24 protein-coding genes are annotated in these 23,221 nt (G+C 44.3%); 5 read left to right on the plus strand and 19 right to left on the minus strand.

What is annotated here, in order from left to right; translation table 11 throughout:
• Positions 1 to 2 precede the first annotated feature (2 nt).
• Together yaaA and AC13DA_RS07660 are read right to left on the minus strand one after the other, a co-directional pair.
• Positions 3 to 773, minus strand: a complete 771-nt coding sequence (gene yaaA / locus AC13DA_RS07655; protein ID WP_473796781.1) for a peroxide stress protein YaaA — start codon at positions 771 to 773, stop codon at positions 3 to 5.
• 43 nt (positions 774 to 816) lie between these two features.
• On the minus strand, positions 817 to 1,137 hold the full coding sequence (locus AC13DA_RS07660) for a DUF4389 domain-containing protein (RefSeq protein ID WP_284450689.1): 321 nt from the start codon (positions 1,135 to 1,137) through the stop codon (positions 817 to 819).
• A 147-nt stretch (positions 1,138 to 1,284) separates the two neighbouring features.
• Here AC13DA_RS07660 and AC13DA_RS07665 point away from each other — a divergent pair, with 147 nt between their 5' ends.
• The 3 genes from AC13DA_RS07665 (at position 1,285) to AC13DA_RS07675 (ending at position 5,423) form a co-directional block, all read left to right on the plus strand.
• Positions 1,285 to 1,809: a TRAP transporter small permease subunit gene (locus AC13DA_RS07665; protein WP_007146500.1), complete on the plus strand. Its 525-nt coding sequence runs from the start codon at positions 1,285 to 1,287 to the stop codon at positions 1,807 to 1,809.
• Positions 1,809 to 3,116 (plus strand): TRAP transporter large permease, encoded by a 1,308-nt coding sequence (locus AC13DA_RS07670; RefSeq protein ID WP_284450688.1) that lies wholly within the window; start codon positions 1,809 to 1,811, stop codon positions 3,114 to 3,116. The genes AC13DA_RS07665 and AC13DA_RS07670 overlap by 1 nt, the downstream gene beginning before the upstream one ends.
• A 165-nt stretch (positions 3,117 to 3,281) precedes the next feature.
• Complete coding sequence (locus AC13DA_RS07675; protein WP_284450687.1) at positions 3,282 to 5,423, plus strand: TonB-dependent siderophore receptor; 2,142 nt, start codon at positions 3,282 to 3,284, stop codon at positions 5,421 to 5,423.
• Between the two features lie 51 nt (positions 5,424 to 5,474).
• Here AC13DA_RS07675 and AC13DA_RS07680 read toward each other — a convergent pair whose 3' ends face one another.
• Genes AC13DA_RS07680 through efp form a run of 3 tightly spaced genes read right to left on the minus strand, consistent with a single transcriptional unit; the run spans position 5,475 to position 8,032 of the window.
• Positions 5,475 to 6,413, minus strand: coding sequence for a GGDEF domain-containing protein (locus tag AC13DA_RS07680; RefSeq protein ID WP_007146503.1), 939 nt, complete (start codon positions 6,411 to 6,413; stop codon positions 5,475 to 5,477).
• A 60-nt stretch (positions 6,414 to 6,473) separates the two neighbouring features.
• The gene (gene epmA, locus AC13DA_RS07685; RefSeq protein ID WP_284450686.1) at positions 6,474 to 7,454 is read right to left on the minus strand and encodes an EF-P lysine aminoacylase EpmA; all 981 of its coding nucleotides are present in this window, start codon (positions 7,452 to 7,454) and stop codon (positions 6,474 to 6,476) included.
• Between the two features lie 8 nt (positions 7,455 to 7,462).
• Positions 7,463 to 8,032, minus strand: coding sequence for an elongation factor P (efp, locus tag AC13DA_RS07690; RefSeq protein WP_007146505.1), 570 nt, complete (start codon positions 8,030 to 8,032; stop codon positions 7,463 to 7,465).
• 51 nt (positions 8,033 to 8,083) lie between these two features.
• Between efp and epmB the strand changes: the two genes are divergently transcribed.
• The gene (gene epmB, locus AC13DA_RS07695; protein ID WP_284450685.1) at positions 8,084 to 9,091 is read left to right on the plus strand and encodes an EF-P beta-lysylation protein EpmB; all 1,008 of its coding nucleotides are present in this window, start codon (positions 8,084 to 8,086) and stop codon (positions 9,089 to 9,091) included.
• 1 nt (position 9,092) lies between these two features.
• On the opposite strand, the gene AC13DA_RS07700 is transcribed toward epmB, so the two are convergent.
• The 14 genes from AC13DA_RS07700 to AC13DA_RS07765 all read right to left on the minus strand — a co-directional run bounded on the left by AC13DA_RS07700 (position 9,093) and on the right by AC13DA_RS07765 (position 22,809).
• A complete protein-coding gene (locus AC13DA_RS07700) occupies positions 9,093 to 10,250 on the minus strand; it encodes a citrate synthase (protein ID WP_007146507.1) in 1,158 nt (385 codons plus the stop codon).
• Between the two features lie 110 nt (positions 10,251 to 10,360).
• Positions 10,361 to 11,635 (minus strand): NAD(P)/FAD-dependent oxidoreductase, encoded by a 1,275-nt coding sequence (locus AC13DA_RS07705; RefSeq protein WP_284450684.1) that lies wholly within the window; start codon positions 11,633 to 11,635, stop codon positions 10,361 to 10,363.
• 18 nt (positions 11,636 to 11,653) lie between these two features.
• Positions 11,654 to 12,610, minus strand: a complete 957-nt coding sequence (gene lipA / locus AC13DA_RS07710) for a lipoyl synthase (protein WP_284450683.1) — start codon at positions 12,608 to 12,610, stop codon at positions 11,654 to 11,656.
• A gap of 3 nt (positions 12,611 to 12,613) precedes the next feature.
• Positions 12,614 to 13,219: a lipoyl(octanoyl) transferase LipB gene (lipB, locus tag AC13DA_RS07715; protein ID WP_284450682.1), complete on the minus strand. Its 606-nt coding sequence runs from the start codon at positions 13,217 to 13,219 to the stop codon at positions 12,614 to 12,616.
• 5 nt (positions 13,220 to 13,224) lie between these two features.
• Positions 13,225 to 13,500, minus strand: a complete 276-nt coding sequence (locus AC13DA_RS07720) for an HP0495 family protein (RefSeq protein WP_007146512.1) — start codon at positions 13,498 to 13,500, stop codon at positions 13,225 to 13,227.
• Entirely contained in the window at positions 13,497 to 14,345 is an 849-nt protein-coding gene (dat, locus tag AC13DA_RS07725) for a D-amino-acid transaminase (RefSeq protein ID WP_284450681.1), read from the minus strand. The genes AC13DA_RS07720 and dat overlap by 4 nt, the downstream gene beginning before the upstream one ends.
• Before the next feature lie 6 nt (positions 14,346 to 14,351).
• Complete coding sequence (locus AC13DA_RS07730; protein WP_284450680.1) at positions 14,352 to 15,500, minus strand: D-alanyl-D-alanine carboxypeptidase family protein; 1,149 nt, start codon at positions 15,498 to 15,500, stop codon at positions 14,352 to 14,354.
• Positions 15,501 to 15,524: 24 nt separating this feature from the next.
• Positions 15,525 to 16,364: a septal ring lytic transglycosylase RlpA family protein gene (locus tag AC13DA_RS07735; RefSeq protein WP_284450679.1), complete on the minus strand. Its 840-nt coding sequence runs from the start codon at positions 16,362 to 16,364 to the stop codon at positions 15,525 to 15,527.
• Positions 16,361 to 17,338, minus strand: coding sequence for a lytic murein transglycosylase B (gene mltB, locus AC13DA_RS07740; RefSeq protein ID WP_284450678.1), 978 nt, complete (start codon positions 17,336 to 17,338; stop codon positions 16,361 to 16,363). Before mltB ends, AC13DA_RS07735 begins: the two co-directional genes overlap by 4 nt.
• On the minus strand, positions 17,335 to 18,465 hold the full coding sequence (gene rodA / locus AC13DA_RS07745; RefSeq protein ID WP_007146517.1) for a rod shape-determining protein RodA: 1,131 nt from the start codon (positions 18,463 to 18,465) through the stop codon (positions 17,335 to 17,337). Before rodA ends, mltB begins: the two co-directional genes overlap by 4 nt.
• On the minus strand, positions 18,458 to 20,311 hold the full coding sequence (gene mrdA, locus AC13DA_RS07750) for a penicillin-binding protein 2 (protein WP_284450677.1): 1,854 nt from the start codon (positions 20,309 to 20,311) through the stop codon (positions 18,458 to 18,460). The genes rodA and mrdA overlap by 8 nt, the downstream gene beginning before the upstream one ends.
• Before the next feature lie 7 nt (positions 20,312 to 20,318).
• Positions 20,319 to 20,798: a rod shape-determining protein MreD gene (gene mreD, locus AC13DA_RS07755; RefSeq protein WP_007146519.1), complete on the minus strand. Its 480-nt coding sequence runs from the start codon at positions 20,796 to 20,798 to the stop codon at positions 20,319 to 20,321.
• Complete coding sequence (mreC, locus tag AC13DA_RS07760; RefSeq protein WP_272941599.1) at positions 20,782 to 21,684, minus strand: rod shape-determining protein MreC; 903 nt, start codon at positions 21,682 to 21,684, stop codon at positions 20,782 to 20,784. The genes mreD and mreC overlap by 17 nt, the downstream gene beginning before the upstream one ends.
• A gap of 78 nt (positions 21,685 to 21,762) precedes the next feature.
• Positions 21,763 to 22,809 carry a rod shape-determining protein gene (locus AC13DA_RS07765; protein WP_091715336.1) on the minus strand — a complete coding sequence of 349 codons (1,047 nt, stop codon included), beginning with the start codon at positions 22,807 to 22,809 and terminating at the stop codon, positions 21,763 to 21,765.
• Between the two features lie 121 nt (positions 22,810 to 22,930).
• Between AC13DA_RS07765 and gatC the strand changes: the two genes are divergently transcribed.
• Positions 22,931 to 23,218 carry an Asp-tRNA(Asn)/Glu-tRNA(Gln) amidotransferase subunit GatC gene (gene gatC, locus AC13DA_RS07770; RefSeq protein WP_273180059.1) on the plus strand — a complete coding sequence of 96 codons (288 nt, stop codon included), beginning with the start codon at positions 22,931 to 22,933 and terminating at the stop codon, positions 23,216 to 23,218.
• Positions 23,219 to 23,221: the final 3 nt, after the last annotated feature.

The following is a 23,221-nucleotide window of genomic DNA, read 5'->3' on the forward strand; positions in this document are numbered from 1 at the left end:
AATCATTCATGGTCACGAATAAAAACCCACTCATCTTTTTTCGACATATCGGCGCTGTAACGATAACCATCCGTGTCAAAATTCTTAATTCTATCAGGATCTTGTATCTGATGTTCAATGATATATCGGCTCATCATGCCCCGTGCTTTTTTGGCATAAAAACTGATCATTTTGTACTGGCCATTTTTCCAGTCTTTAAATACGGGGGTAATAATTCGTGCAGTCAGCTTTTTTGCTTCAACAGCTTTGAAATATTCATTTGAGGCCAGGTTAATCAGCACTTCATCCTGCAGCGACTCTTCGGCCTGTAGTGATTCACGAATATCACTGCCCCAGAAGGAATAAAGATCTTTACCTTGTGCATTCTCCAGCTTGGTGCCCATTTCAAGACGATATGGCTGAATCAGATCTAACGGTTTTAATACGCCATAAAGACCAGACAGAATTCTGAGATGCTTTTGAGCAAATGCCAGTTGTTTTTCGTCAAGTGTCTCAGCCTCTAAACCTGTGTAAACATCACCTTTGAACGCTAAAACGGCTTGTTTAGCATTATCCAAATCAAAAGGGGTATGCCACGACTCGTATCTCGCTACATTCAGTCCGGCTAATTTATCACTGAGTTTCATCAGACTGGCAATATCCGCCACATTTAACTTGCGCAATGTATCAATGAGTTGTTTTGACTGCGTCAAAAATCGCGGTTGAGAGTAAGTTTGTGTGATTGGCGGCGTATCAAAATCAAGAGTTTTCGCCGGTGAAATAACAGTCAGCATAAAATTTCCTGCATAAATTCAAAAAATAAAAACGTTAAATGCTTCAATTAACATCGCTATCATTGCGTGTCACATCTCTTAAAGAGCCACCACTTTTCCAGTCACTAAAGGGAAAGGGGCGATACTCGCTGGTATAAGTTAAAAACGCCACAATCCGATAGACATATTGGCTCAAATCCGCTGCAAAATCAGCAATATCCTGATGTGGTTTACCTGTTATTAATGCAAACAGTAATTGAACCAATACCACCAGCCAGACCACCATCATGCTCAAATAAAGAATGATCGCAAACAGAACCATATACAGGATCCGTGTCCATTGATTTTTATCACTCATATTTTGTTTAATTTGCTCGTTATCCATGCTCCCTCTCCTGAAATTATTCCAGAGACAACTTTATCACTTCCCTCTTTATATGAGTAAGAACATTGAAGGTCTATGACAGAAACTAGAGCTTAACTGTGATTTATGGGAAACTTGTTCGATTGTAGAGCACATAGACATATCGACATGAAAACACGCTTTGAGCCATTCATTTCCGTCATTGAAAATTTTATCGACCTGACTGGTCGAGCAGTATCATGGCTGATACTGGCCATGGTGTTACTCATTTGTTATGACGTAGCTATGCGCTATTTATTCAACTATGGTTCTGTCGCCTTGCAGGAACTGGAATGGCATTTATTTGCGCTGGTTTTTCTGCTCGGTGGAGCTTATACCCTTCGGCATGACGCACATGTCCGAGTTGATATTTTCTATCAAAGCCGGTTCGTTTCTGATTTAGGACGCGCCTGGATCTCTCTGTTAGGCACGCTCTTCTTTTTATTCCCGTTTTGCATGATGATTGTATTAACTGCCTGGCCATTTGCTGAAAATGCATTTTATTACAATGAAGGCTCACCTGACCCCGGCGGTCTGCCTTATCGCTTCATTCTCAAAGGGGCGATTTTAGTCGCCTTTGCACTTATTATGCTGCAAGGTATAGCTGACATACTTAAGAATCTGAAAATTATCTGCAACAAGGAGTCCAAATAATGGAGTATTGGGCTCTGGCCATGTTTCTGGTGTTGTTTTTACTGCTGTTAATCGGTTATCCCGTCGCCTTTACATTAGGTGCTATCGCGCTTGGTTTTGGCAGTATATTTTTAGGTTTCGAGTTTTTTAGTCTGTTACCGCTACGTATTTGGGGGGTGATGACAAACTTCACTTTGCTTGCCGTGCCGCTTTTTGTGTTTATGGGAGTAATTCTCGAAAAGTCTGGGATAGCAGAAGAACTGCTTGATACCATGGGGCGCTTGTTTGGTAATCTGCGAGGCGGGCTGGCTATTTCAGTGGTTGTTGTGGGTGCGCTTCTCGCAGCAACAACCGGTGTGGTTGGTGCTTCTGTAGTCACAATGACGGTGATTGCCTTACCGTCTATGCTAAAACGTGGCTATTCACCTGCTTTAGCCAGTGGCACCATTGCCGCTTCTGGCACATTAGGCCAAATCATTCCACCTAGTATTATTCTGATTTTATTAGGTGATGTAGTCGGTGTACCTGAAGGCGAATTGTTTATGGCAGCCGCGGTACCAGGCACCTTATTAATTCTTGCCTATATTCTTTATGTCATCTGGACCGCCTGGCGACATCCGGAAGCCGCACCAGCAATCACTAATTCGGCCGATGATTCTACGCATTTAGTTTTTAGTGTCATTAAAAGTCTCGTACCACCGATGTTATTAATTCTCGCGGTATTAGGTTCTATTTTCTTTGGTATCGCGTCTCCAACAGAGTCAGCTGCTGTTGGCGCTCTGGGTGCGATTCTACTTGCTGCTATTCACCGACGGATGAACCTAGCGAATTTACGTGAAGCACTTCAACGTACAACCCGATTAACCAGTATGGTATTTATTATCTTTATCGGCGCCACCGCATTCGGCCTGGTTTTTGTTGGTATGGGTGGTGATAAACTGATTCTGGATTTATTCACAGGCCTACCGGGAGGAAAATGGACATTTCTGGTACTCAGTATGTTACTTATTTTCTTCTTAGGCTTTTTCCTGGACTTCATTGAAATTTGTTTTATTGTTGTACCGGTGATTGCTCCAGTAGCCATTCATATGGGCATTGATCCATTATGGTTTGCTTTATTGATAGCCTTAAACCTGCAAACCTCATTTTTAACCCCCCCTTTTGGCTTTTCACTATTTTATCTAAAAGCCAGTGCGCCCCCTTCCTTAAAACTGGAATCAATCTACCGAGGCATTGTGCCTTTTGTAGCAATACAAATTGTGGTTTTGGCTTTAATCATCGCTTTTCCGCAAATCAGCCTCTGGTTGCCCGAGCTCATGTCCAAATAACTGGCCTATTGCAGAGCTGGAGTTTTCATCTCCATCTCTGCACCGGCTTACGTTAGCGGGCTAAATCTTACTCACCAGAAATTGGACATCATGATTTAAATTGTAAAGTTTTATTAAAAAACCTATTCTATATCGTTAATGATAACTATTAACATTTAGATTAAAATGAAACCAATCACTCCCTTTTTTTGCCTGAGCTGTAGCTTATTATCTTTTCAATCGGTGATGGCCGAAGATAATTCCGCCTCTTTATCCACCCTTGTCGTCACCGGTCAACAAACACCCTATATCCGACTCTCGGAAACAGCGACCAAAACCGATCAGGATTTATTAGACACACCGTTTAGCGTCAATATTGTTAACCAGAACTTTATTCAGGATTTGCAAGCTGAAACGCTAGCTGATGTCTATCCCTATATTGTCGGACTAAGTCAATCAGGCACCAATGCCAATAGTTTTACCTTACGGGGTTTATCTTCGAGCTTACAGAATGTGCAGATTGATGGCTTACCGGGCCTTGCCTCCCGCTTTGGTTCTCCCTCCACTGCCAATATTGAACGCGTCGAAGTACTCAAGGGACCCGCTTCTGTGCTTTATGGTTTGATGGAACCGGGTGGCCTGGTCAATATCGTCACCAAAAAACCACAGGCAGAAGCACAAACCAGTCTCAGCGTAAGTGGTCGCACTTATGCATCAAGTGACTCAGGGTTTGGTTCAGATGTCGGTGGCACGTTTACCTACGATTCTACTGGTGCACTCACTGAGGATAAAGATTTACTCTACCGTTTTATTGGCAGTGTCGAAAACATTGATTCCTTCCGTGATGGTGTCAATGATAATAATCTCTATCTCTATCCCACCCTTTCCTACCAGATTAATCCGGATATGAATGCCACCATTGGCATGGAGTATATCCGTGAACGTCGTGATGCCGATGATGGCCTGGTCGCCGTCAATAACGATATTGATCAAACAGCTTCATTATCGACTCGCTATCAAAGAGACGGTGATTCGGATAATGATGACGGATTAACGTTATTTGGTCGACTGGAAAACAAGATTAATGACAGCACCTTATTCCGCCTGAATCTGAGAAGTGTTTATCATGAAGATGAGCGCGAACTCTATGAAAATAATGCCGTGATAGATGCCACGAACATTGTGGACTCAACCTTGAGAAGACGTGACCGTTATCAGGTTAATAAACGCCAATATCATTTCTTTGATGCCAACTTATCTCATAAGTTTGAAACTGGTGAGTTATTCCATAACACCCTTATTGGTATCAATGGCGGTTTTGAACGTGCTGATTTTGACAGAAAACGTTTTGGTCCAACAAACCGTATTACACCTAACTTGAATGTGTTTAATCCCACATCAGACAGTGGAACCCCTCTCGCACAAGATTCCGGCAATCACCGGATTACCGATAATTACAATCTGGGTTTGTACGCTCAGGATACGGTAGATCTGAATGATTATATCTCTGTGATGCTTGGTGGACGCTTTGATACACAGCGAACACGTTTTGTGGAGAAAAATGTCGGTAAGGACGATGAATTTCAGAAACAAAATACCAAAAAATTCTTACCTCAAGCTGCCCTTGTTTTCAGAGCGACAGATGAAATCTCGCTCTACTTAAGTCATTCTGAATCATTTAATCCCAACAGCATTGAAAGTAGAAATGCCGATGGTAAAAGCTTTGATCCAGAGCTAGGTAAACAAAATGAGTTTGGTATTAAAGCGGCTTTATTCGATGACAAACTCAACTTCACCGCATCCAGTTTTAAAATCATCAAAACCAATATTACGGAAAAAGATAGCGTTACTGATGAAAACCGATTAGTAGGTGAACTGGAAAGCAAAGGCACAGAATTTGAAATACAAGCACTGCCCATCGAAAACTGGCAGATTCGTGTCGGTTACGCCAATGTTGACTCGTTCATCTCTCATAGCCTTGATAGCGAGACAGTAGGTAACAGAAATGCGTTTGCGCCCAAACATAATGGCTTTATCTGGACGCGCTATAACGTCCCGCAACCTGTCTGGGGTGGAAAGGTCGGCACCTCATTGGGACTAAACTATCAATCCTCACAGTACACCAGCTCGGATAAAGAAAAACGCGTTGAACTGCCAAGCCATACACGCGTCGATCTCGGCTTTTATTACGATATCAAACAGTATCGTTTCGCACTGAATATCGAAAACCTGTTTGATGAAACCTATTACACGGGTGGCTCTAACGATAGTAAAATTTATCCAGGTGATCCGCGCTTAATCACCTTGTCATTTAAAACTACTTTATAAAGATAATCCTGAACGGCCTAAACAGGTTTGAGTTAAAGACTCCAAATCTGTTTAGGCTGCCTTGATACAATTACGGCCTGACTCTTTCGCACGATATAAGGCCTGGTCCACTTGTTCGACAAAATCGACAAGCTGATCGTGAGGACCTGGAACAATCGTACCGATGCCGATACTGATGGTCAGCAGCTGTGAAACCTCAGATTGCTGATGGCTAATTTGTAATTTCATCATTAATTGCTGGCAGCGCTCAGCGATTTTTACTGCAGCAGGATTATCAGTCTCCGGCAATAACATCACAAATTCCTCACCACCAAATCGGGCAAAAAAATCTCTGGATCGCGTAGCAGCTGAAGTGAGCGTCTGGGCAACCTGTTTTAAACAATCATCGCCCTGAATATGGCCATAACAATCGTTATATTGTTTGAAAAAATCAATATCCATTACCAGCAGAGACAGGGGTTGCTGGTGACGTTTAGCCGTCATCCATTCTTCTTCTAACACTTTGTCCAACATTCGTCGGTTAGGTATACCGGTCAGACCATCTTTAAAAGACAGTTCTTCCAGCTCTTTTTGCAAATCCAGCAATTTTTGTTCGGTTTCTTTTCGTTCAGTAATATCAAACATAAAACCAATCAAAGCTTCGACTTCACCCTGCTCATCTCTGACCACATGAACAACATCACGAATCCACACATAATGCCCATCTTTGGTCATTGCCCGATAATCGGCTTCATGATCAACACCGGCTTTTGACTGGGCAACACAGAAATCGACCACCCATTGTTGATCTTCAGGATGCATTCTTTCAGCCCACTCATTGACCGTTTGCCAGCTTTCCGGCGACCAGCCTAATAACTTCTCTATTTGTGGTCCGATGTAGGAAAAACGCATGGTTTTCCAGTCAATACGCCAGGGAATAGCTTTTGTAGATTCTAATAATGTTTTATAAACATCATTATTCTGGGTAATAGAAGTATCCATATCGCCCATAGGTATGATCCTTTTATCAAAACTCACTAATAAACTCATCACCCAAGAAAATGTCGGGCATTAACTCTGCTCAAACCTAAAGCTGCTGACGGCATTTATATCATTTACACCAAGCTTTAACATCAATAGTCTATCGACACCGATAGCCACGCCAGTACAAGCCGGTAACCCTGCATTGACGGCCGCAATTAAATGCTGATCCATTGGCATCATAGCTTTACCTTGTCGCTGACGGATAAGATTATCTTTGGCAAACCGCTGACTCAGTTCGTTAGCATCCAGGCATTCGTCATAGCCATTCGCCAGTTCAAGTCCTCGCGCATAGACTTCAAATCTGGCAGCCACTACTGCTCCATCATCTGACCGATGTAACTTTGCTAATTGTGCCTGTGAGGCAGGAAAATCGTAAATAATATAGGGCTGACCCGACAAGGCTAATTGTGGTTCAATCAGTTCACTCATCAACAGTTCCAGCCAACCATCTTTGTCAGCTTGCCAGTTATCAGGCAGAGTCTTTATTTTGGATATAGCAAACTGTTTGAGTTGCTGTTCACTCACATCACTCACGTCAATAGCGAGATACTGAGAAAACACCTGTTGGTAGCTCAATTTAACCGCAGCCGGTAAGCCCACGACACTTTGTAATAAATCATCGACTTCAGCCATCAGCTGGTGATAATTCAGACTAGGACGATACCATTCCAGCATCGTAAATTCTGGAGAGTGGTGTCGGCCCTGTTCACCATTACGGAACACTTTTGCTATTTGATAGATATCCCCCAAACCAGCAGCTAACAGCCGTTTCATCGCAAATTCAGGTGAAGTATGTAAATAACATGAGGTTTTCTGTCCACCAGCGGCAATATATTCCGTAGTGAAACTATCAAGGTACGGTGCGGTAGGCGCCGCATGAGACAGAATGGGCGTATCGACTTCCAGCACATCTCGCTGATAAAAAAAACGACGGATCTCAGTCAGAAACTGAGCCCGTCGCTTTAAATGATCCAGACTTGCAGAAGGTTGCCAGTCTTTATCGTACATATGAGGATTTAGTCTTTTGCGCGTTCAACATAGGATGAAGAGCGAGTATCAACTCTCAGGACTTCACCAATTTCAATAAATAATGGCACACGAACAACCGCACCTGTTTCCAGTGTTGCGGGTTTACCACCACCGCCTGAAGTATCGCCACGTACACCTGGATCGGTTTCAACCACAGCGAGATTAACGAAGTTAGGCGGTGTCACTAACAAAGGCGTGCCGTTCCATAATGTCACGGTGTAGACATATTGTTCTTTCAGCCAGTCTTTACTTTCACTGATGGCGTTAGCGTCGGCACCATATTGTTCAAATGAGGTTGGATCCATGAAATACCAAAACTCACCATCGGTGTATGAATATTCCAAATCGACTTCAATCACGTCAGCGCTTTCCACTGTATCGCCAGACTTGAACGTCCGCTCATTCACTCGGCCAGTTTTCAAGTTACGGAACTTAACACGATTAAATGCTTGGCCTTTACCCGGTTTAACAAATTCGTTTTCAATGATGCTGCATGGATCACCATCAAGCATAAACTTCAGGCCGGATTTGAATTCATTTGTACTATAACTTGCCATCTTAACCTCTTTTAGGGGACGATCTTCGCTTGCTTCAAAAGAAAAGCCACTATGATACCGCAAACCACCACCGTAAAGACAAAACAAAACTGGCAGCACTCACTTGCTAACGCCGTAAACAATGCCGACCAGTTATTAGCACTATTAGGGCTTAGCGGCCAACTGTCGGCGATTGATAAAGATAAAATACGCCAGTTTCCTGTACGCGTTCCGCTCAGTTACATTAAAAAGATGCGCTACGGTGATGTGAACGATCCCCTACTTCGTCAGGTATTTCCTTTGCTTGATGAAGCTTATGAAGTCGATGGATTTTATAGCGATCCGGTGGGTGATCATTTGGCGGTTAAGTCCCCCGGTATTTTGCAAAAATATCAGGGACGCGCTTTATTATTGATGACAGGTGCTTGTGCCATCCATTGTCGGTATTGTTTTCGTCGTCACTTTCCCTATTCAGAAAGCAATCCGCTGGCTGGTCAATGGCAGCAATCGCTGGATGTATTAAAAGCCGATACGTCAATTACTGAAGTTATCCTCAGTGGTGGCGATCCGCTCTCACTGAATGATGAAAAACTAAATAAGGCGATAAGCGATCTGAATAAAATCCCGCATTTAAAACGGCTTCGAATTCATACCCGGCTACCCGTAGTATTGCCAGAACGTATCACAGACTCGCTGTTGGACTGTCTGCAAAATACCCATCTGAAAGTGGTGATGGTGATTCATGCGAATCACGCTAATGAAATTGATGAAGAAGCAGCACAAGTGCTGTCCGCCCTAAGGCAAGCTGATGTGCAATTGCTGAATCAAACAGTCTTATTAAAAGGGATTAACGATTCTGTTGAGGCACTTGGAGATTTGAGTGAACGTTTAAATGAAGTCAATGTGCAACCTTATTACCTACATTTACTGGATAAAGTAGCAGGTGCCCATCATTTTGATGTGGATGAACAAATAGCGGTTAATTTGATTGAGACTTTGAGAAAACAATTGCCTGGCTACCTTGTGCCCCGTCTGGTACGTGAGCAACAAGGTGAAGCCAGTAAAACCGTGATTAGCTAGACTAACGCTTGTCTATTGGTGTGTAATCACGCATATCACTACCCACATAAATTTGTGTCGGTCTGTAAATGCGATTATCACAGATTTGTTCACGCCAGTGAGCCAACCAACCTGCAGAGCGAGCGACAGCAAATAAAGCGGTGAATTCGTCTTCAGGAATGCCCATTTCGCTATAAAGAATGCCTGAATAGAAATCGACATTCGGGTAAACACCCTTATGTCCCAGACGATCAGCACAGACTTCTTCCAGTTTTAATGCGGTATCAAACATATCGTCCAGATGACCACCACGTTCAGCCACTAACTGCTCAACCAGTTTATGCAAAATGGTGGCACGTGGGTCTTTGACCTTGTACTCACGGTGGCCCATTCCCCAGATAACTTCTTTGTTTTTCAGCTTCTGATCAACCCAGCTTTCGACATTCTTCGGTGAGCCTATCTCCTGCAACATGCCAACGACACGTTGATTGGCACCGCCATGTAATGGTCCAGATAAGGTACCAATAGCAGCTGAAATAACACTATACGGTGTAGCAAGTGTCGAACCTGCGACTAATGCCGCAAAAGTGGAAGCATTCAAGGTATGTTCTGCATGCAGAATCAAACACACATCCATAATTTTTGCCATTAATGGATCCGGTTCTTCACCGTTAAACATATATAACAAGTTTTCTGCGACGGAGAGATCGTGCTTTGGATTAACCGGGTCCCAGCCATTACGGATGTGTTCCCACATCGCCACCAGTGGTGCCATTTGAGCGATGATATTCACCGTCATATTACGCACGTAATCCAAGTCTTCACAGCTGTTAGCATCTGTCAGACATTCCGTGCCTGGATAGAACATTCCCAGACTGGATACAGCCGTTTGCAACATATCCATGGGATGACCTGTATGGGGAAAATGCCGCATCATCTGACGAATGTGATATTTGATGCGGTAATTATCTTTTAACTGTTGGGAAAAATCGTTTAATGCTTTTTTAGTAGGTAACTCGCCATCTAATAAAAGCAGGGTGGTCTCTTCAAATGTACTGTTTTCAGCAAGAGTTTCGAGTGGATAACCACGATAACTCAGTATGCCTTTTTCACCATCAATAAATGAAATGGCTGACTTTGTTGCGGGTACACCTTCCAGGCCTGGTAAAAAATCACTCATCTACAACCTCATAATTATCTTGATGGTGGAGATTATCGGAAAAGCTGGCATTATACTGCATTGCGGATACAGCAGCATCACCGATGTTCTTAACTACTGATTTTACGGGGTTATCTAAGAATATCTGACCAGATATTATGTGCCCACGCATCGGCAAACTCGCCTTCTAACAACGTAGGTGTTGGTGTTATCCCCCCACCTGGCATCACCGCCATTTTTTCCGTCTTTGGATCATATCTGAACACAGCCGCGACATGGCCTGCTTTTTCTCCGTCAGTAAAACTATAGCAGGTATTACCAAATACCGGTTCAGGTTCAACATCCTGCTCAAGCAATAATGCAATGACCGCCGCTGCACATACCTTTGCCTGCACATTCGCAATATGACCCGATTTGGGTAAGGTAGATGCTACTGCATCTCCTATCACATGAACATCCTTAACAGCGGTTGACTCATATGTTCTGAAATCAACCTCGCACCAGCGTTTATCCACATTAATCACGCCTGCCAGCTCAGCGACCTTACCCGCCCTTTGTGGGGGTATCACATTCAAAACATCCGCCTGAACACTATCAAAAACGCTTTCAACCATCAGTGAATCAACATCGATATTTTCAACTGCATTGCTGGGCTGATACTCAATGATATCAGCATATAAATCATCCCATACCCCTTTGAATAAGGCTTTTTTTGAGATGATGTCACCATTAGCATCCAGAATAATTAATTTTGCCGTAGGATTGTGATGTTTCAAAAATAAAGCTATTTGGCAGGCACGTTCATAGGGGCCGGGAGGGCAGCGAAATGGCGCTTGTGGAATAGTCATCACCACTTTTCCACCTTTAGGCATCGCTTTTAATTGTTCATGCAATAACTGGGTTTGTGGTCCGGCTTTCCAGGCATGAGGGATTTTGGTCTCAACAATCTCCGGCGTCAGCATACTCAGTTGGTCATAGATAAAATCAACGCCAGGCGCAACAATCAGACGATCATAGTCAACGACTGAACCATCGCTGAGCCGAACATTTTTCTTATCGACATCAACCGCATTTACTGTGGCCTGAATCATTTTAACGCCATAGTGAGAAGTCAGCGTGTGATAATCAAAGGTTAATTGTTGTAGAGTTCGGTGACCGCTTAGCACTAAATTACTCTGCGGGCAGGAGACAAAAGCGCTTTTCTTTTCGATCAGAATCACTTCCAGATCCGGTGACCACATGCGTAAATATTTGGCGGCAGTGGCACCCGCAAACCCGCCACCAATGATCACAACACGTTGAGGCTTTCTATACGGAGTCATCATGGCTGAGCTTATATTCGGAAATGCGGCTAACGCAGATACCGTTATAGCTCTTTTCATCACTTGCCGGCGATTAATGGCCATAATAACTCCCCTACTTAATCAAGAAACGTGCTCACCCTGTGCCTGTAAATCGGCATGATAAGAAGAACGTACCATCGGACCACTGGCAACATGCTCAAAGCCCATTTGTTTACCTGTCACGGCAAGTTCATCAAACTCGGCTGGCGTAATAAAGCGCTCAACGGCTAAATGATGTCTGCTGGGTTGCAGGTATTGTCCCAAAGTCAGCATGCGACAACCATGGTCACGTAAGTCCTGCATGACCTGTTTAACTTCATCGATGGTTTCACCCAAGCCCAGCATCAAACCAGATTTGGTCGGCACATCGGGATGCATTTCCTGGAAACGTTTGATTAAATCCAAGGACCACTGATAGTCAGAACCTGGTCTGACGGCCTTATACAATCGTGGAATACTTTCCAGATTATGATTAAAGATATCCGGCGGACTTTGTTTCAGAATATCGAGCGCCACATCCATACGACCGCGAAAGTCTGGCACCAGTACTTCAATATTGGTTTGCGGTGACTGTTGACGAATTTCATCGATACAACGAACAAAATGGGCCGCTCCACCATCACGTAGATCATCACGATCGACTGAGGTCACCACAACATGCTTCAGTTGCATAGCAGCAATGGTTTTTGCCAGATGTGCTGGTTCGTTCTCATCTAATGGATCAGGACGACCATGCGCCACATCACAAAACGGGCAGCGTCGGGTACAGATATTGCCCATAATCAGAAACGTCGCTGTGCCATGCGAAAAACATTCCCCTAAATTAGGACATGCAGCCTCTTCGCAGACGGTATGCAGCTTGTGCTCACGTAACATATCTTTGATATGTTTTACTTTCGGATCACCGTGCGATTTGGCCCGAATCCACTCTGGTTTTCGTTTTGGCTCGCTCGGTTCAATTTTTATGGGAATACGGGAAACCTTTGATTCGCCCTTCAGAGCGCGAACATCTCGTCTTCCGTCAAGTGTTTCAGTCATGTTTTATCCTAATTGCGTCTGCTGCTGAAAAGCAGACACAAATTGTTGTTTCGCTTCTGTGATTGTTATATCAATGCCCAGCGATCTCATATCAATTACTTCCATGCCAGCATAACCGCATGGATTAATGTAGCTAAAGGGTGTTAAATCCATATCAATATTCAGACTGACGCCGTGATAGCAGGCCCCTCGTTTCACTCGTAAACCCAGCGAAGCGATTTTTCGCTCATCAACATAGACACCAGGCGCATCCTGTCTGGCATAGGCATCAACACCGTATTGCGCGATCAGATTCACGACTGTCTGCTCAATATTCGTCACCATTTGTCTTACGCCAATCCCAGCTCGGCGCAAATCAATTAAGGTATACACAACCAGTTGTCCGGGACCATGATAGGTCACCTGGCCACCACGATCTGTGGATACAACGGGAATCGCAGAATCCATCAAAATATGGGCAGCATCACCATTTGCCCCTTGGGTAAATACGGGACTGTGTTCCAGTAACCATAACTGATCTTCTGTGTCAGCCTGTCGTTCGAGCGTAAAAGACTGCATGGCATCAACTGTTGGCAGATAATCAACCAGCCCCAGATCTTTAATCTGCATGAACGTTAAAGTACGTATTTAATTGCGTCGTGATCACTCAAGTCCTGATAAATCGCATCGAGCTGAGGTTTACTTGTCGCTCTTATTGTTACTGTGACCGAGGTAAACTTGCCACCAGAACTTTGTTTCTGGCTGACAGCTCCTTCAGCAATATCATCAACATGACGCCTGACGATTTCCACCACGATGCTATCAAGTTCTTCACTAGACTCCCCCATGGCTTTAATAGCAAAGTCACAAGGAAACTCTAATAATGTGTCTTGTTGTTCTTGTTCACTCATTGATTCGCCTCCAACTTATCACGTTGGTATAGTGCATCCAGTTTCTGCCAGAGGGGTCCAGGAATTCCATGCCCTACGGGCTTATCATCCAATGTCGTCACCGCTAATAACTCCCGCGTTGAGCTACTAATCCAAATCTCATCAGCCTGGGTAAGCCTGTCTGCTGTCACCGATTCTTCCTTGTAAGGAATATTGGCTTTAGCAGCCAGCTCTAACACGAAGTCACGGGTGATACCGGGTAGAACCGTATTATCTTTTGCTGCCGTATAGATCACACCATCAAAAACAGCATAGCTATTACTGGCTGAGCCTTCAGTCATCACACCATCGCGAATCAAAATGGCTTCTCCAGCTCCTTTCTCGTGCGCCTGCTGTCTCAGCATCGTGTTTGGTAACAAAGCAATAGCTTTGATATCGCAGCGCTGCCAACGAATATCGTCGACAGTGATCGCTTTGATCCCCTGTTCTTTGTATGACTCGGGTACCGAATTAAGCGGATTACTCATCATAAATACAGTCGGCTTAACCCCTTCCGGAAAGACATGTTCCCGCGGAGCCACGCCCCGTGTTACCTGCAAATAAATCGCCTGATTATCACTGTCATTCTGCTCAATCAGCTGCGTGATTAATTGTGTCCAACGCTCATCATCAAACGGATTTGTTAGAAGGATGCCATCCAGACTGCTTTGTAGTCGGGATAAATGTGCCTTTAAACGAAAAGGTTGGCGACCATAGACAGGGATCACTTCATAGACCCCATCCCCAAATAAAAACCCCCGATCATAAACAGATACCTTTGCCTGCTCAGCAGGCAAAAAGGTATCGTTTAAGAAAACCGTTGCCATGGACTGTTAACCCCAGATCCACAGCATGATTTCATCAATCAGACGACGCCACCAACTACCTTGCTCAACATCATTTAATGCAACTAATGGTTGTTTTGCTACCACTTCATCACCAAGACGAATATCGACTTCACCTAATACTGTACCGGCTTTAACAGGCGCAATAACCGGTTGCTGAATATTTGTCGTCGCTTGAAGCTGATCATACTGACCACGAGGTACGGTAACCGATAATGGCTTAGCCAGGCCCAGTGATAATTGATCCGTTGCGCCTTTCCATACTTTGGTATCGATAATGCCGGTGTTGGCTTTGTATAACTGGTGTGTTTCAAAGAAACGGAAACCGTAGTTCAGTAATTTTTGTGTTTCCTGTGCACGCGCGTTTTCGCTTCGAGTGCCAAGTACCACAGAAATTAAACGCATATCACCACGCTTTGCAGAGGCAGCGAGACAAAAGCCGGCTTCTTCTGTATGACCTGTTTTTAAGCCATCCACGCTATTATCACGCCATAACAGTTTGTTACGGTTATGCTGAGTAATGCCATTGTAGGTATATTCTTTTTCTGAATACCATTCGTAATGTTCGGGGAAATCACGAATCAAAGCGGCTGATAAAATCGCAATATCATGAGCTGTTGTGTAGTGATCAGGGTCAGGCAAACCAGTAGCATTCATATAGTTGGTGTTGTACATGCCGAGCTGCTGAGCATACTGATTCATCATCTGAGCAAAGGTTTCTTCACTACCGGCAATATGTTCAGCTAAAGCGACAGCCGCATCATTACCTGACTGCACAATCATACCGCGCATTAAAGATTCCAGACTGACCTTAGTATTAACCTCCATAAAGCTGCGTGAACCTTGCATACGCCAGGCTTTTTCACTAATCAACACTTCATCATCCAGATGAATATTGCCTGCATGTAGTTCATGAGACACGACATAAGAAGTCATCAGTTTGGTGATACTTGCCGGTGGTAATTTTTCATCGGCATTTTCTTCAGCAAGAATTCGACCGCTATCGTAATCCATCAAAATATAGGATTTTGCCGCGACACTCGGCGCAGACGGCTGAGGTGTGATTGCACCTGCAAAAACCTGGGTAAAAGCAAATAAAAAGGACAGAAATAAAACAACTTTCGTGTTTTTCAGCATATTGAACTCTCTGAATCTAAATGTTTAATCGATAACGATGTGCGAATTGGGAAAGCCAAGACCAGCGACTTTCGTTGCAAGGCTATCACCTTGGTCAACGCTGCTTAATGGCCCTATACGCACACGATATAGGGTTCCCTGCGAACTTTTAAAAAGCGTGATCGTAATCACACCTGTAATTTCATGCTGTAATTTCCGTTTAACTTGCTCAGCACGGCTAAGGCTACTGAAGGCCCCCACTTGCAGGAACATTTCTGCTGAGCTTATTGACTTTACCGAAGCAGTCACCTCAGATGCTGGCTCCTTTACTACTGGAGTCACCGTATTGGCTTTGCCAGGTGTTGTCAGTGCACGGATTTCCACAAGTCCAGTACCTTTCGCAATGATACCGAGTTTGGTCGCTGCACTATATGATAAATCAATCAGACGGTTTTCGTGAAATGGACCGCGATCGTTGACCTTCACAATCGCTTTTTTACCATTTTCCAGATTAGTCACTTCGACATAAGTTGGCAACGGCAAAGTCTTGTGCGCAGCCGTCATTTTGTACATATCGTAAATTTCACCACTCGATGTTCTGCGTCCATGGAATTTGGTGCCATACCATGAAGCAATACCTTTCTCATGGTACCCCTCTGCACTACTTAGGGTGTAATAGTTTTTACCTAATACTTTGTATTGACGTGGATTACCATATTTACTTAAGGGTTCATTTTTAGGAACGGCATCAGGCACATTACTGAGATCCGGAACACGAGTCGGTGCACTATCCTGATCCTGTTTGACAACACCAACACCCCCACCACAAGAAGTTAAAAAGCCGATCAGCAATAATATCGCTGACCGGTGTACCACTAACCTCATTTTGTATTATCCATTTTTTCTCGAATAGCTTGTGCTAATTGATACACAGCCATGGCATACATTCGGCTGTGATTGTAGCGGGTAATCGCATAAAAATTTTGACGTCCTAACCAATACTCTTCACCGTCTTGTTGAGTTAAACCAACAACGGATAAAACATCTTGACCAGCTGGCAATTGTGACAGTGAAAAGCCTGCTTCCTGCAGCTGTTGTCGTGTGAACGCTGGCTTAAGATCATTAGCTAACATCGCTTGTGGAAGCAGTTTACTGGCTTGAGTAGGATGTACAATCGACTGACCGGGCACCCAACCATGTAACTTCAAATAATTGGCAATACTGCCAATGGCATCTGTTGGGTTCGTCCAGATATCACGATGTCCATCACCATCAAAATCAACAGCATAGGCAAGATAACTACTTGGCATAAACTGTCCAAGCCCCATGGCACCGGCATATGAACCTACGGGTTCAAGCTCTGATATTTTCTCTTCATGTGTCAAAACTAAAAACTTTTCCAGCTCACTACGGAAGAAAGGACTGCGAGGAGGATAACGGAAAGCTAAGGTCGACAAGGCATCAATTACTCTGTATCCGCCCATATGCTGACCATAGCGGGTTTCAACGCCTAATATCGCGATAATGATTTCTGCAGGCACACCATATTGTTTTTCAGCCGCTTCCAAGGCTTCTTTATGCTGTTGCCAGAATTCATACCCGCCATTAATCCGCGAGTCAGTGATAAAAATATTCCGGTACTCATACCAGGGTTTACTTTTTTCTGCCGGTCTGGAAATAGCTTTAAGAATGGCATCCTTCACTTCGACCTGATCAAAGACATTTTCTAACTCAGCACGATCAAAACCGTGTTTAGCGACCATTTCATCGATAAATTGCTCGACATCTGGCAATTGGTCATTGGCTTGCAAATTAAGACTGGCAAGCAGCAGCAAAGAACTGAATAGCTTTTTTTTCACGGTGACATCATCCTTCGGTGAGTATGAATAGACATCAGGATACCGAAGCCTGCCAGCAGGGTCACCATAGACGTTCCCCCATAACTGATTAAGGGCAACGGCACCCCTACAACGGGTAACAATCCTGTTACCATCCCAACATTAACGAACACATAGACAAGGAAAGTAATAGAAATACTTCCTGCCAGTAATCTGGCAAAGCTGCTTTGCGCCTGACTGGCAATATACAGTCCTCTGCTGGCAACCAATAAATAAATGAATAGTAAAATGGCCACCCCTACCAGGCCGAACTCTTCAGAGATGACCGCAAAGATGAAGTCGGTGGATCGTTCAGGCAAAAATTCCAGATGCGATTGTGTTCCCTGCAACCAGCCCTGACCAAATAAACCACCTGAACCAATCGCAATTTTAGACTGAATGATATGGTAGCCGGCACCCAGAGGATCATTTTCCGGATTTAAAAAAGTCAGAACACGACGCCGCTGATAATCGTGCATGAAATACCATAAAACCGGCGCAGCTGATGCACATGCCACTAAAAAACTAATGATAATCTTCCAGCTGATTCCAGCTAGAAACAACACAATCAGTCCCGAACTGGCAATCAGAATGGCTGTCCCCAAATCAGGCTGCTTGGCAATTAAGAATGATGGTAAACCGATCAGTATCAAGCCAGAAAGAATGCGCCAGGCTGATGGCGGCAAAGGCCGTTCAGCAATATAGGCTGCTATTAAAATAGGTACCGCTAACTTGATAATTTCAGAAGGCTGAAAACGGAAGAATCCCAGATTAAGCCAACGTTGAGCACCTTTACCTTCATGACCGAATAGTAAAACCGCAATCAACAAAATCAAACCAAACCCATACAGCCAATAGGCATTATCGCGCAGCCGATCCGGATCAATCTGTGCAATCACTATCATTACTGTTAAGGCCATACCTATCCTGACCAGCTGCCGCAGAATGATGCCAAAGTCCTGGCCTCCGGCACTAAACAACATCATCAAACCAGCTCCTATCAGAACCAGCAAGCCAAGCGATAATAACGGGTCGATATGAAAACGTCTCAGCATCGATGACAGTTGCCACTGTTGTGATTTTCTACTGTCTGTTAGCAGGCTACTCATCGACTTTAAGTCCAAAATATTGTTGAATTAATTTTCTGGCAATCGGTGCGGCCACTTTACTACCACTACCACCATTTTCGACTACAACAGCGACCGCAAACTCGGGTTTATCTGCAGGTGCGAAGGCAATAAATAAGGCATGATCATGCAGTTTTCGCTCCAACGTTTCAGCGTCGTATTCTTCATCCTGAGCAATACCGAAGACTTGAGCGGTGCCCGTTTTACCAGCCACTTTGAACGGCATATCTTTTCCTACCGATCTGGCTGTGCCCCGCGCGCCATGAATCACTTCTACCATCGCCTGCACCACATTTTCCCAGTTCTGACTATTTTGCATCGGCAAATTGTTCATGATCTCGCTATTTCTGAGATTCATATCGGTTTGCCCGGCAGGACGGGTTGCTCTGACTACCTGTGGCTGCATCGAAATCCCACGCATGGCCAGTGTCGCAGTAGCATGAGCCAATTGTACGGGGGTGGTTTGATTAAAGCCTTGTCCAATACCTGAAATCAAGGTTTCCCCAGGAAACCAGGCTTGGTTACGACTGGCTCGTTTCCACTCGCTGGAAGGTGACAAGCCTTCACTTTCATTAGGTAAATCAATCCCACTGCGATGCCCAAAGCCAAAATAGTCTAAAAAGTTATGTAAGCGATCAATGCCTAATGTATGCGCCAGGTCATAAAAATAAACATCACAGGACTGAGCAACAGCATCCTTCATATCCACCATGCCATGGCCATAACTCTTCCAACAGCGATAGCGATGGCTACTGCCAGGCAAGCTATACCAGCCGGGACAATAGGTTTTTGAATGCTCATCCACAACGCCAAGTTCCAAGCCAGCAAGCGCAACAAATGGTTTCAGTGTTGAACCAGGGGGATAATGCCCACGAAGTGCCCTGTCAAATAAAGGACGGTCAGGCGAATCTCTCAATTCGCCATATTCCTTGCTACTGATACCTGAAACAAACGAATTTGGATTGTAGTCAGGCTTGCTGACCAAGGCTAAAACCCCACCATTTCGCGGATCAATAGCGACAATGGAGCCGTTGTAATCCCCCAGAGAATCAGCAGCCACTCGCTGCAAATTAATATCCAGATTCAGAAATAAATCATCACCCGATTGCGAAGGTACCGACATTAATTCTCGAACAATACGCCCCTGCACATTCGTTTCAACTTGACGATAACCAACGCTGCCATGCAAGGTATCTTCGTATTGTTTCTCAATACCTGTCTTACCTATTTGAGAAGTACCTTTATAATCTTTCTGATCAATGAGTTCCATATCACGTTCATTGATACGGCCCACATAACCAACAGCATGGGCAAACAGATTATTTTGCGGATAGTGACGAATCAACCGGCCTTCGATGTCCACACCGGGAAATCGATAACGGTTAGCAGAAAATCTAGCGACTTCCTCTTCTGTCAATCGCTGCCGAATAACTACATGATGAAAACGGCGTTGACGTTTCATCCGGTCTTTAAAGGCATCGATATCCTCGTCAGATAAAGCTAAAAGCTGACTTAACTCTCTCAGTGTCTGGTCAATATCTGGGACTTTTTCCGGCACCATTTCCAGGCTGAACGTTGGAATATTCTCGGCAAGCAGAACACCGTTACGATCATAAATCAGTCCGCGCTGTGGTGGCAGCGGTTCGATATCAACACGATTGCGGTTTGATAAAGAATCAAAGTGTTCATATTCAAACACTTGCAGATAAACCAAACGAAAGATAACGATGCCAAAAATAATGACCGAGAGTAGGCCGGAAAATAATAAACGTCCGTTTACCAGGCGACTTTCACGAAAATGATCTTTAAGGGTGAACTTTGATGCCATATCAAGTTCACGTCACCTGAAATGTGCGACGAATTTTACGTAACACCGCATACATTAATGGCCACAGAAGTGTACTGGTTAACACTGGCATCCAGCTTTCCCAATGTAATGTTGCCCGCGCTACCGCCACATCAATAAATTCAACCAAAAATACAACAGATAGAATGGTCAAAGCCTGTTGCCATAGCGGATATTGACGTAATTGAAGATGGAAACGGGCTATTAAATAGATGGCCAATGCATAACTAAAAGCCATCACGCCTAATATACCGCCCATCGTCACATCCATTATGAATCCAGTACACCAGGCAACACCGATACTGACACGATGAGGTAAAGCCATTGCCCAGTAAATTAATGTCATGACGACCCATTCCGGACGAAAAAAACGCGCATAATCAGGTAATGGCACAAGCATCATCAAAATGGCAATAATGAGTGTAATAACGATCACAAAGCCGTTACGCGTTTTAATTGTCGTCGCCATGCTCTATCTCCGCTTTTGACGACTCAACATCAGCTTGTTTAGCTGGTAAACGCTCTGTTTGAATTTTTTCACCTGGCAGCACCAACATTACCTCACGACTGGTAGACAGCTTCGCCGCAGGTTCAACTTTAATATCCGCAAACGGTTTACCTTGGGGAAATTCGACTGACACCACTTTACCCACTGGATAACCGACCGGAAAGCGTCCTCCCAGGCCAGATGTCACTAATAAATCACCTTCACGGACATCCGCATTGTGAGGCAAAAAGTCCATCTGCAGATATTCACCTAATCCACGTCCCGTTACGACAGCTCGTAAACCATTACGGTTAATCTGTACAGGAATGCTGTGGCTGGGATCAGTTAAAAGCACTACTCGGCTCGACACTTCTGATGTTTCCGTCACCTGTCCCATCACGCCCGTGGCATCTAATACCGGTTGACCAACATAGACACCATAATTCCTACCCTTATCAATCACCACCTGTTGAGAAAAGGGATCAAGGTCAATCGTCAACAATTCAGCAACCTGAACTCTCTCTTGGAGACGAAATGAAGAGCCTAACAACTCTTTCAATCGCATATTTTCTCGTTCTAAGGACTGTAGTTTCTGTAAACGAATACTCTGCAACATGTTATTCGCTTCCATCACGGTAATTTTTTCACGCAGTTGCTTACGATCCAGAAAAAAGTCATTAACCCAATCCGTTAAATCTGTGGGTAAGGAGGCAGCCGCCTGCATTGGATAAACAGCCGTCGACAAAGCCGAACGAACTGGCTTGAAATAATCCAGACGTGTGTCGAGAAAAAACACCAGAATTGATGCGATAACAGCCAGCATCATCCGGGTATTTAAAGAAGGTGTATGGGCGAATAAAGGTTTAATAACTCAAAGTCCAAAAACTAAAAGACCTTCGCAAATGAATAACACTTGCAAAGGTCTTGCTACTCAATCTAGTCACAATTACTCAAAGGTAAATACGTCAGTACCTTTTTCATCAATCATCTCAAGTGCACGACCACCGCCACGAGCGACACAAGTAAGTGGATCTTCTGCAATTATTGCTGGTAAACCAGTTTCTTCGATAAGCAGTCTATCTAAGTCGCGCAATAATGCACCACCACCGGTTAACACGATACCACGCTCAGCGACATCAGCACCTAATTCTGGTGGCGTTTGTTCAAGCGCTGTCTTAACTGCTGCGACAATACCTGAAAGCGGATCTTGCAAGGCTTCCAGAATTTCATTGCTATTCAATGTGAAGCTTCTCGGCACACCTTCAGCCAAGTTACGTCCTCGCACTTCCATTTCACGAACTTCGTTACCTGGATAGGCTGAACCAATTTCTTTTTTAATTTTTTCTGCGGTGGATTCACCAATGAGCGTGCCGTAATTACGACGAACGTAATTAACAATGGCTTCATCAAATAAATCACCACCGATACGTACAGAGGCTGAATAGACGATACCGTTTAATGAGATAACAGCGACTTCTGTAGTACCACCACCAATGTCTAATACCATTGAACCACTGGCTTCATCTACCGGCATGCCCGCACCAATCGCTGCGGCCATCGGTTCTTCAATCAAAAAGACATCTCGTGCCCCTGCACCTGCGGCAGATTCACGAATTGCGCGACGCTCAACCTGAGTTGAACCACAGGGTACACAAACTAAAACGCGCGGACTTGGTTTTAAGAAGCGCCCTTCATGCACTTTACGAATAAAATGCTGCAACATTTTTTCCGTTACCGTGAAATCAGCGATAACACCATCTTTTAATGGCCTGATTGCGGTGATATTACCCGGCGTTCGTCCCAGCATGCGTTTGGCTTCGACACCGACCGCAGCTATAGAACGAGGGCCTCCCGGACCTTTATCCTGACGAATAGCAACAACTGAAGGTTCGTCTAGTACGATACCTTTGCCGCGCACATAAATCAGCGTATTCGCTGTTCCAAGATCGATCGACAGATCGTTGGAGAAAATTCCACGTAAACGTTCAAACATTGAAGAAACCACACCTGAAAGGGGTAAAATAGATACTTTAGCAATGCTCTGGGCTGTTGGGCAAGCAACTAATCATTTAAACTTACTGCTTTGTTGAAGCAATTAACCTTTGGAACTGTCGATGAGTTTAGATAAACACGATGTAGAAAAAATCGCGCACCTCGCACGCCTGTCGATACAGGAAGATGACATCCCTCATTATGCACGGGATTTAAATAATATTCTCAATTTAGTTGACCAGTTAAGCGCAGCTGACACAAACGACATACTTCCTATGGCCCATCCTCTTGATGCACATCAACGTTTACGACCTGATGCGGTTACCGAAGTTAATCAGCGCGAAGCATTTCAGGCGATTGCTCCTAAAACTGAAGCCGGTGTCTATCTGGTTCCTAAAGTCATCGAATAAAGC

It is taken from the genome of Methylophaga sp. F-2 (assembly GCF_056859315.1).

What these genes read in the sequence shown, in the direction of transcription:
- rodA (WP_007146517.1), bottom strand. Translation starts at nt 18,465, where the DNA reads ATGAGTAGCCTGCTAACAGACAGTAGAAAATCACAACAGTGGCAACTG.
- AC13DA_RS07670 (WP_284450688.1), top strand. Translation starts at nt 1,809, where the DNA reads ATGGAGTATTGGGCTCTGGCCATGTTTCTGGTGTTGTTTTTACTGCTG.
- AC13DA_RS07705 (WP_284450684.1), bottom strand. Translation starts at nt 11,635, where the DNA reads ATGGCCATTAATCGCCGGCAAGTGATGAAAAGAGCTATAACGGTATCT.
- AC13DA_RS07660 (WP_284450689.1), bottom strand. Translation starts at nt 1,137, where the DNA reads ATGGATAACGAGCAAATTAAACAAAATATGAGTGATAAAAATCAATGG.
- AC13DA_RS07720 (WP_007146512.1), bottom strand. Translation starts at nt 13,500, where the DNA reads ATGAGTGAACAAGAACAACAAGACACATTATTAGAGTTTCCTTGTGAC.
- AC13DA_RS07730 (WP_284450680.1), bottom strand. Translation starts at nt 15,500, where the DNA reads ATGCTGAAAAACACGAAAGTTGTTTTATTTCTGTCCTTTTTATTTGCT.
- mrdA (WP_284450677.1), bottom strand. Translation starts at nt 20,311, where the DNA reads ATGGCATCAAAGTTCACCCTTAAAGATCATTTTCGTGAAAGTCGCCTG.
- AC13DA_RS07665 (WP_007146500.1), top strand. Translation starts at nt 1,285, where the DNA reads ATGAAAACACGCTTTGAGCCATTCATTTCCGTCATTGAAAATTTTATC.
- AC13DA_RS07765 (WP_091715336.1), bottom strand. Translation starts at nt 22,809, where the DNA reads ATGTTTGAACGTTTACGTGGAATTTTCTCCAACGATCTGTCGATCGAT.
- epmB (WP_284450685.1), top strand. Translation starts at nt 8,084, where the DNA reads ATGATACCGCAAACCACCACCGTAAAGACAAAACAAAACTGGCAGCAC.
- AC13DA_RS07680 (WP_007146503.1), bottom strand. Translation starts at nt 6,413, where the DNA reads ATGGGCGATATGGATACTTCTATTACCCAGAATAATGATGTTTATAAA.
- AC13DA_RS07700 (WP_007146507.1), bottom strand. Translation starts at nt 10,250, where the DNA reads ATGAGTGATTTTTTACCAGGCCTGGAAGGTGTACCCGCAACAAAGTCA.
- efp (WP_007146505.1), bottom strand. Translation starts at nt 8,032, where the DNA reads ATGGCAAGTTATAGTACAAATGAATTCAAATCCGGCCTGAAGTTTATG.
- mreD (WP_007146519.1), bottom strand. Translation starts at nt 20,798, where the DNA reads ATGGCGACGACAATTAAAACGCGTAACGGCTTTGTGATCGTTATTACA.
- gatC (WP_273180059.1), top strand. Translation starts at nt 22,931, where the DNA reads ATGAGTTTAGATAAACACGATGTAGAAAAAATCGCGCACCTCGCACGC.
- lipA (WP_284450683.1), bottom strand. Translation starts at nt 12,610, where the DNA reads ATGACTGAAACACTTGACGGAAGACGAGATGTTCGCGCTCTGAAGGGC.
- yaaA (WP_473796781.1), bottom strand. Translation starts at nt 773, where the DNA reads ATGCTGACTGTTATTTCACCGGCGAAAACTCTTGATTTTGATACGCCG.
- AC13DA_RS07735 (WP_284450679.1), bottom strand. Translation starts at nt 16,364, where the DNA reads ATGAGGTTAGTGGTACACCGGTCAGCGATATTATTGCTGATCGGCTTT.
- lipB (WP_284450682.1), bottom strand. Translation starts at nt 13,219, where the DNA reads ATGCAGATTAAAGATCTGGGGCTGGTTGATTATCTGCCAACAGTTGAT.
- epmA (WP_284450686.1), bottom strand. Translation starts at nt 7,454, where the DNA reads ATGTACGATAAAGACTGGCAACCTTCTGCAAGTCTGGATCATTTAAAG.
- AC13DA_RS07675 (WP_284450687.1), top strand. Translation starts at nt 3,282, where the DNA reads ATGAAACCAATCACTCCCTTTTTTTGCCTGAGCTGTAGCTTATTATCT.
- dat (WP_284450681.1), bottom strand. Translation starts at nt 14,345, where the DNA reads ATGGCAACGGTTTTCTTAAACGATACCTTTTTGCCTGCTGAGCAGGCA.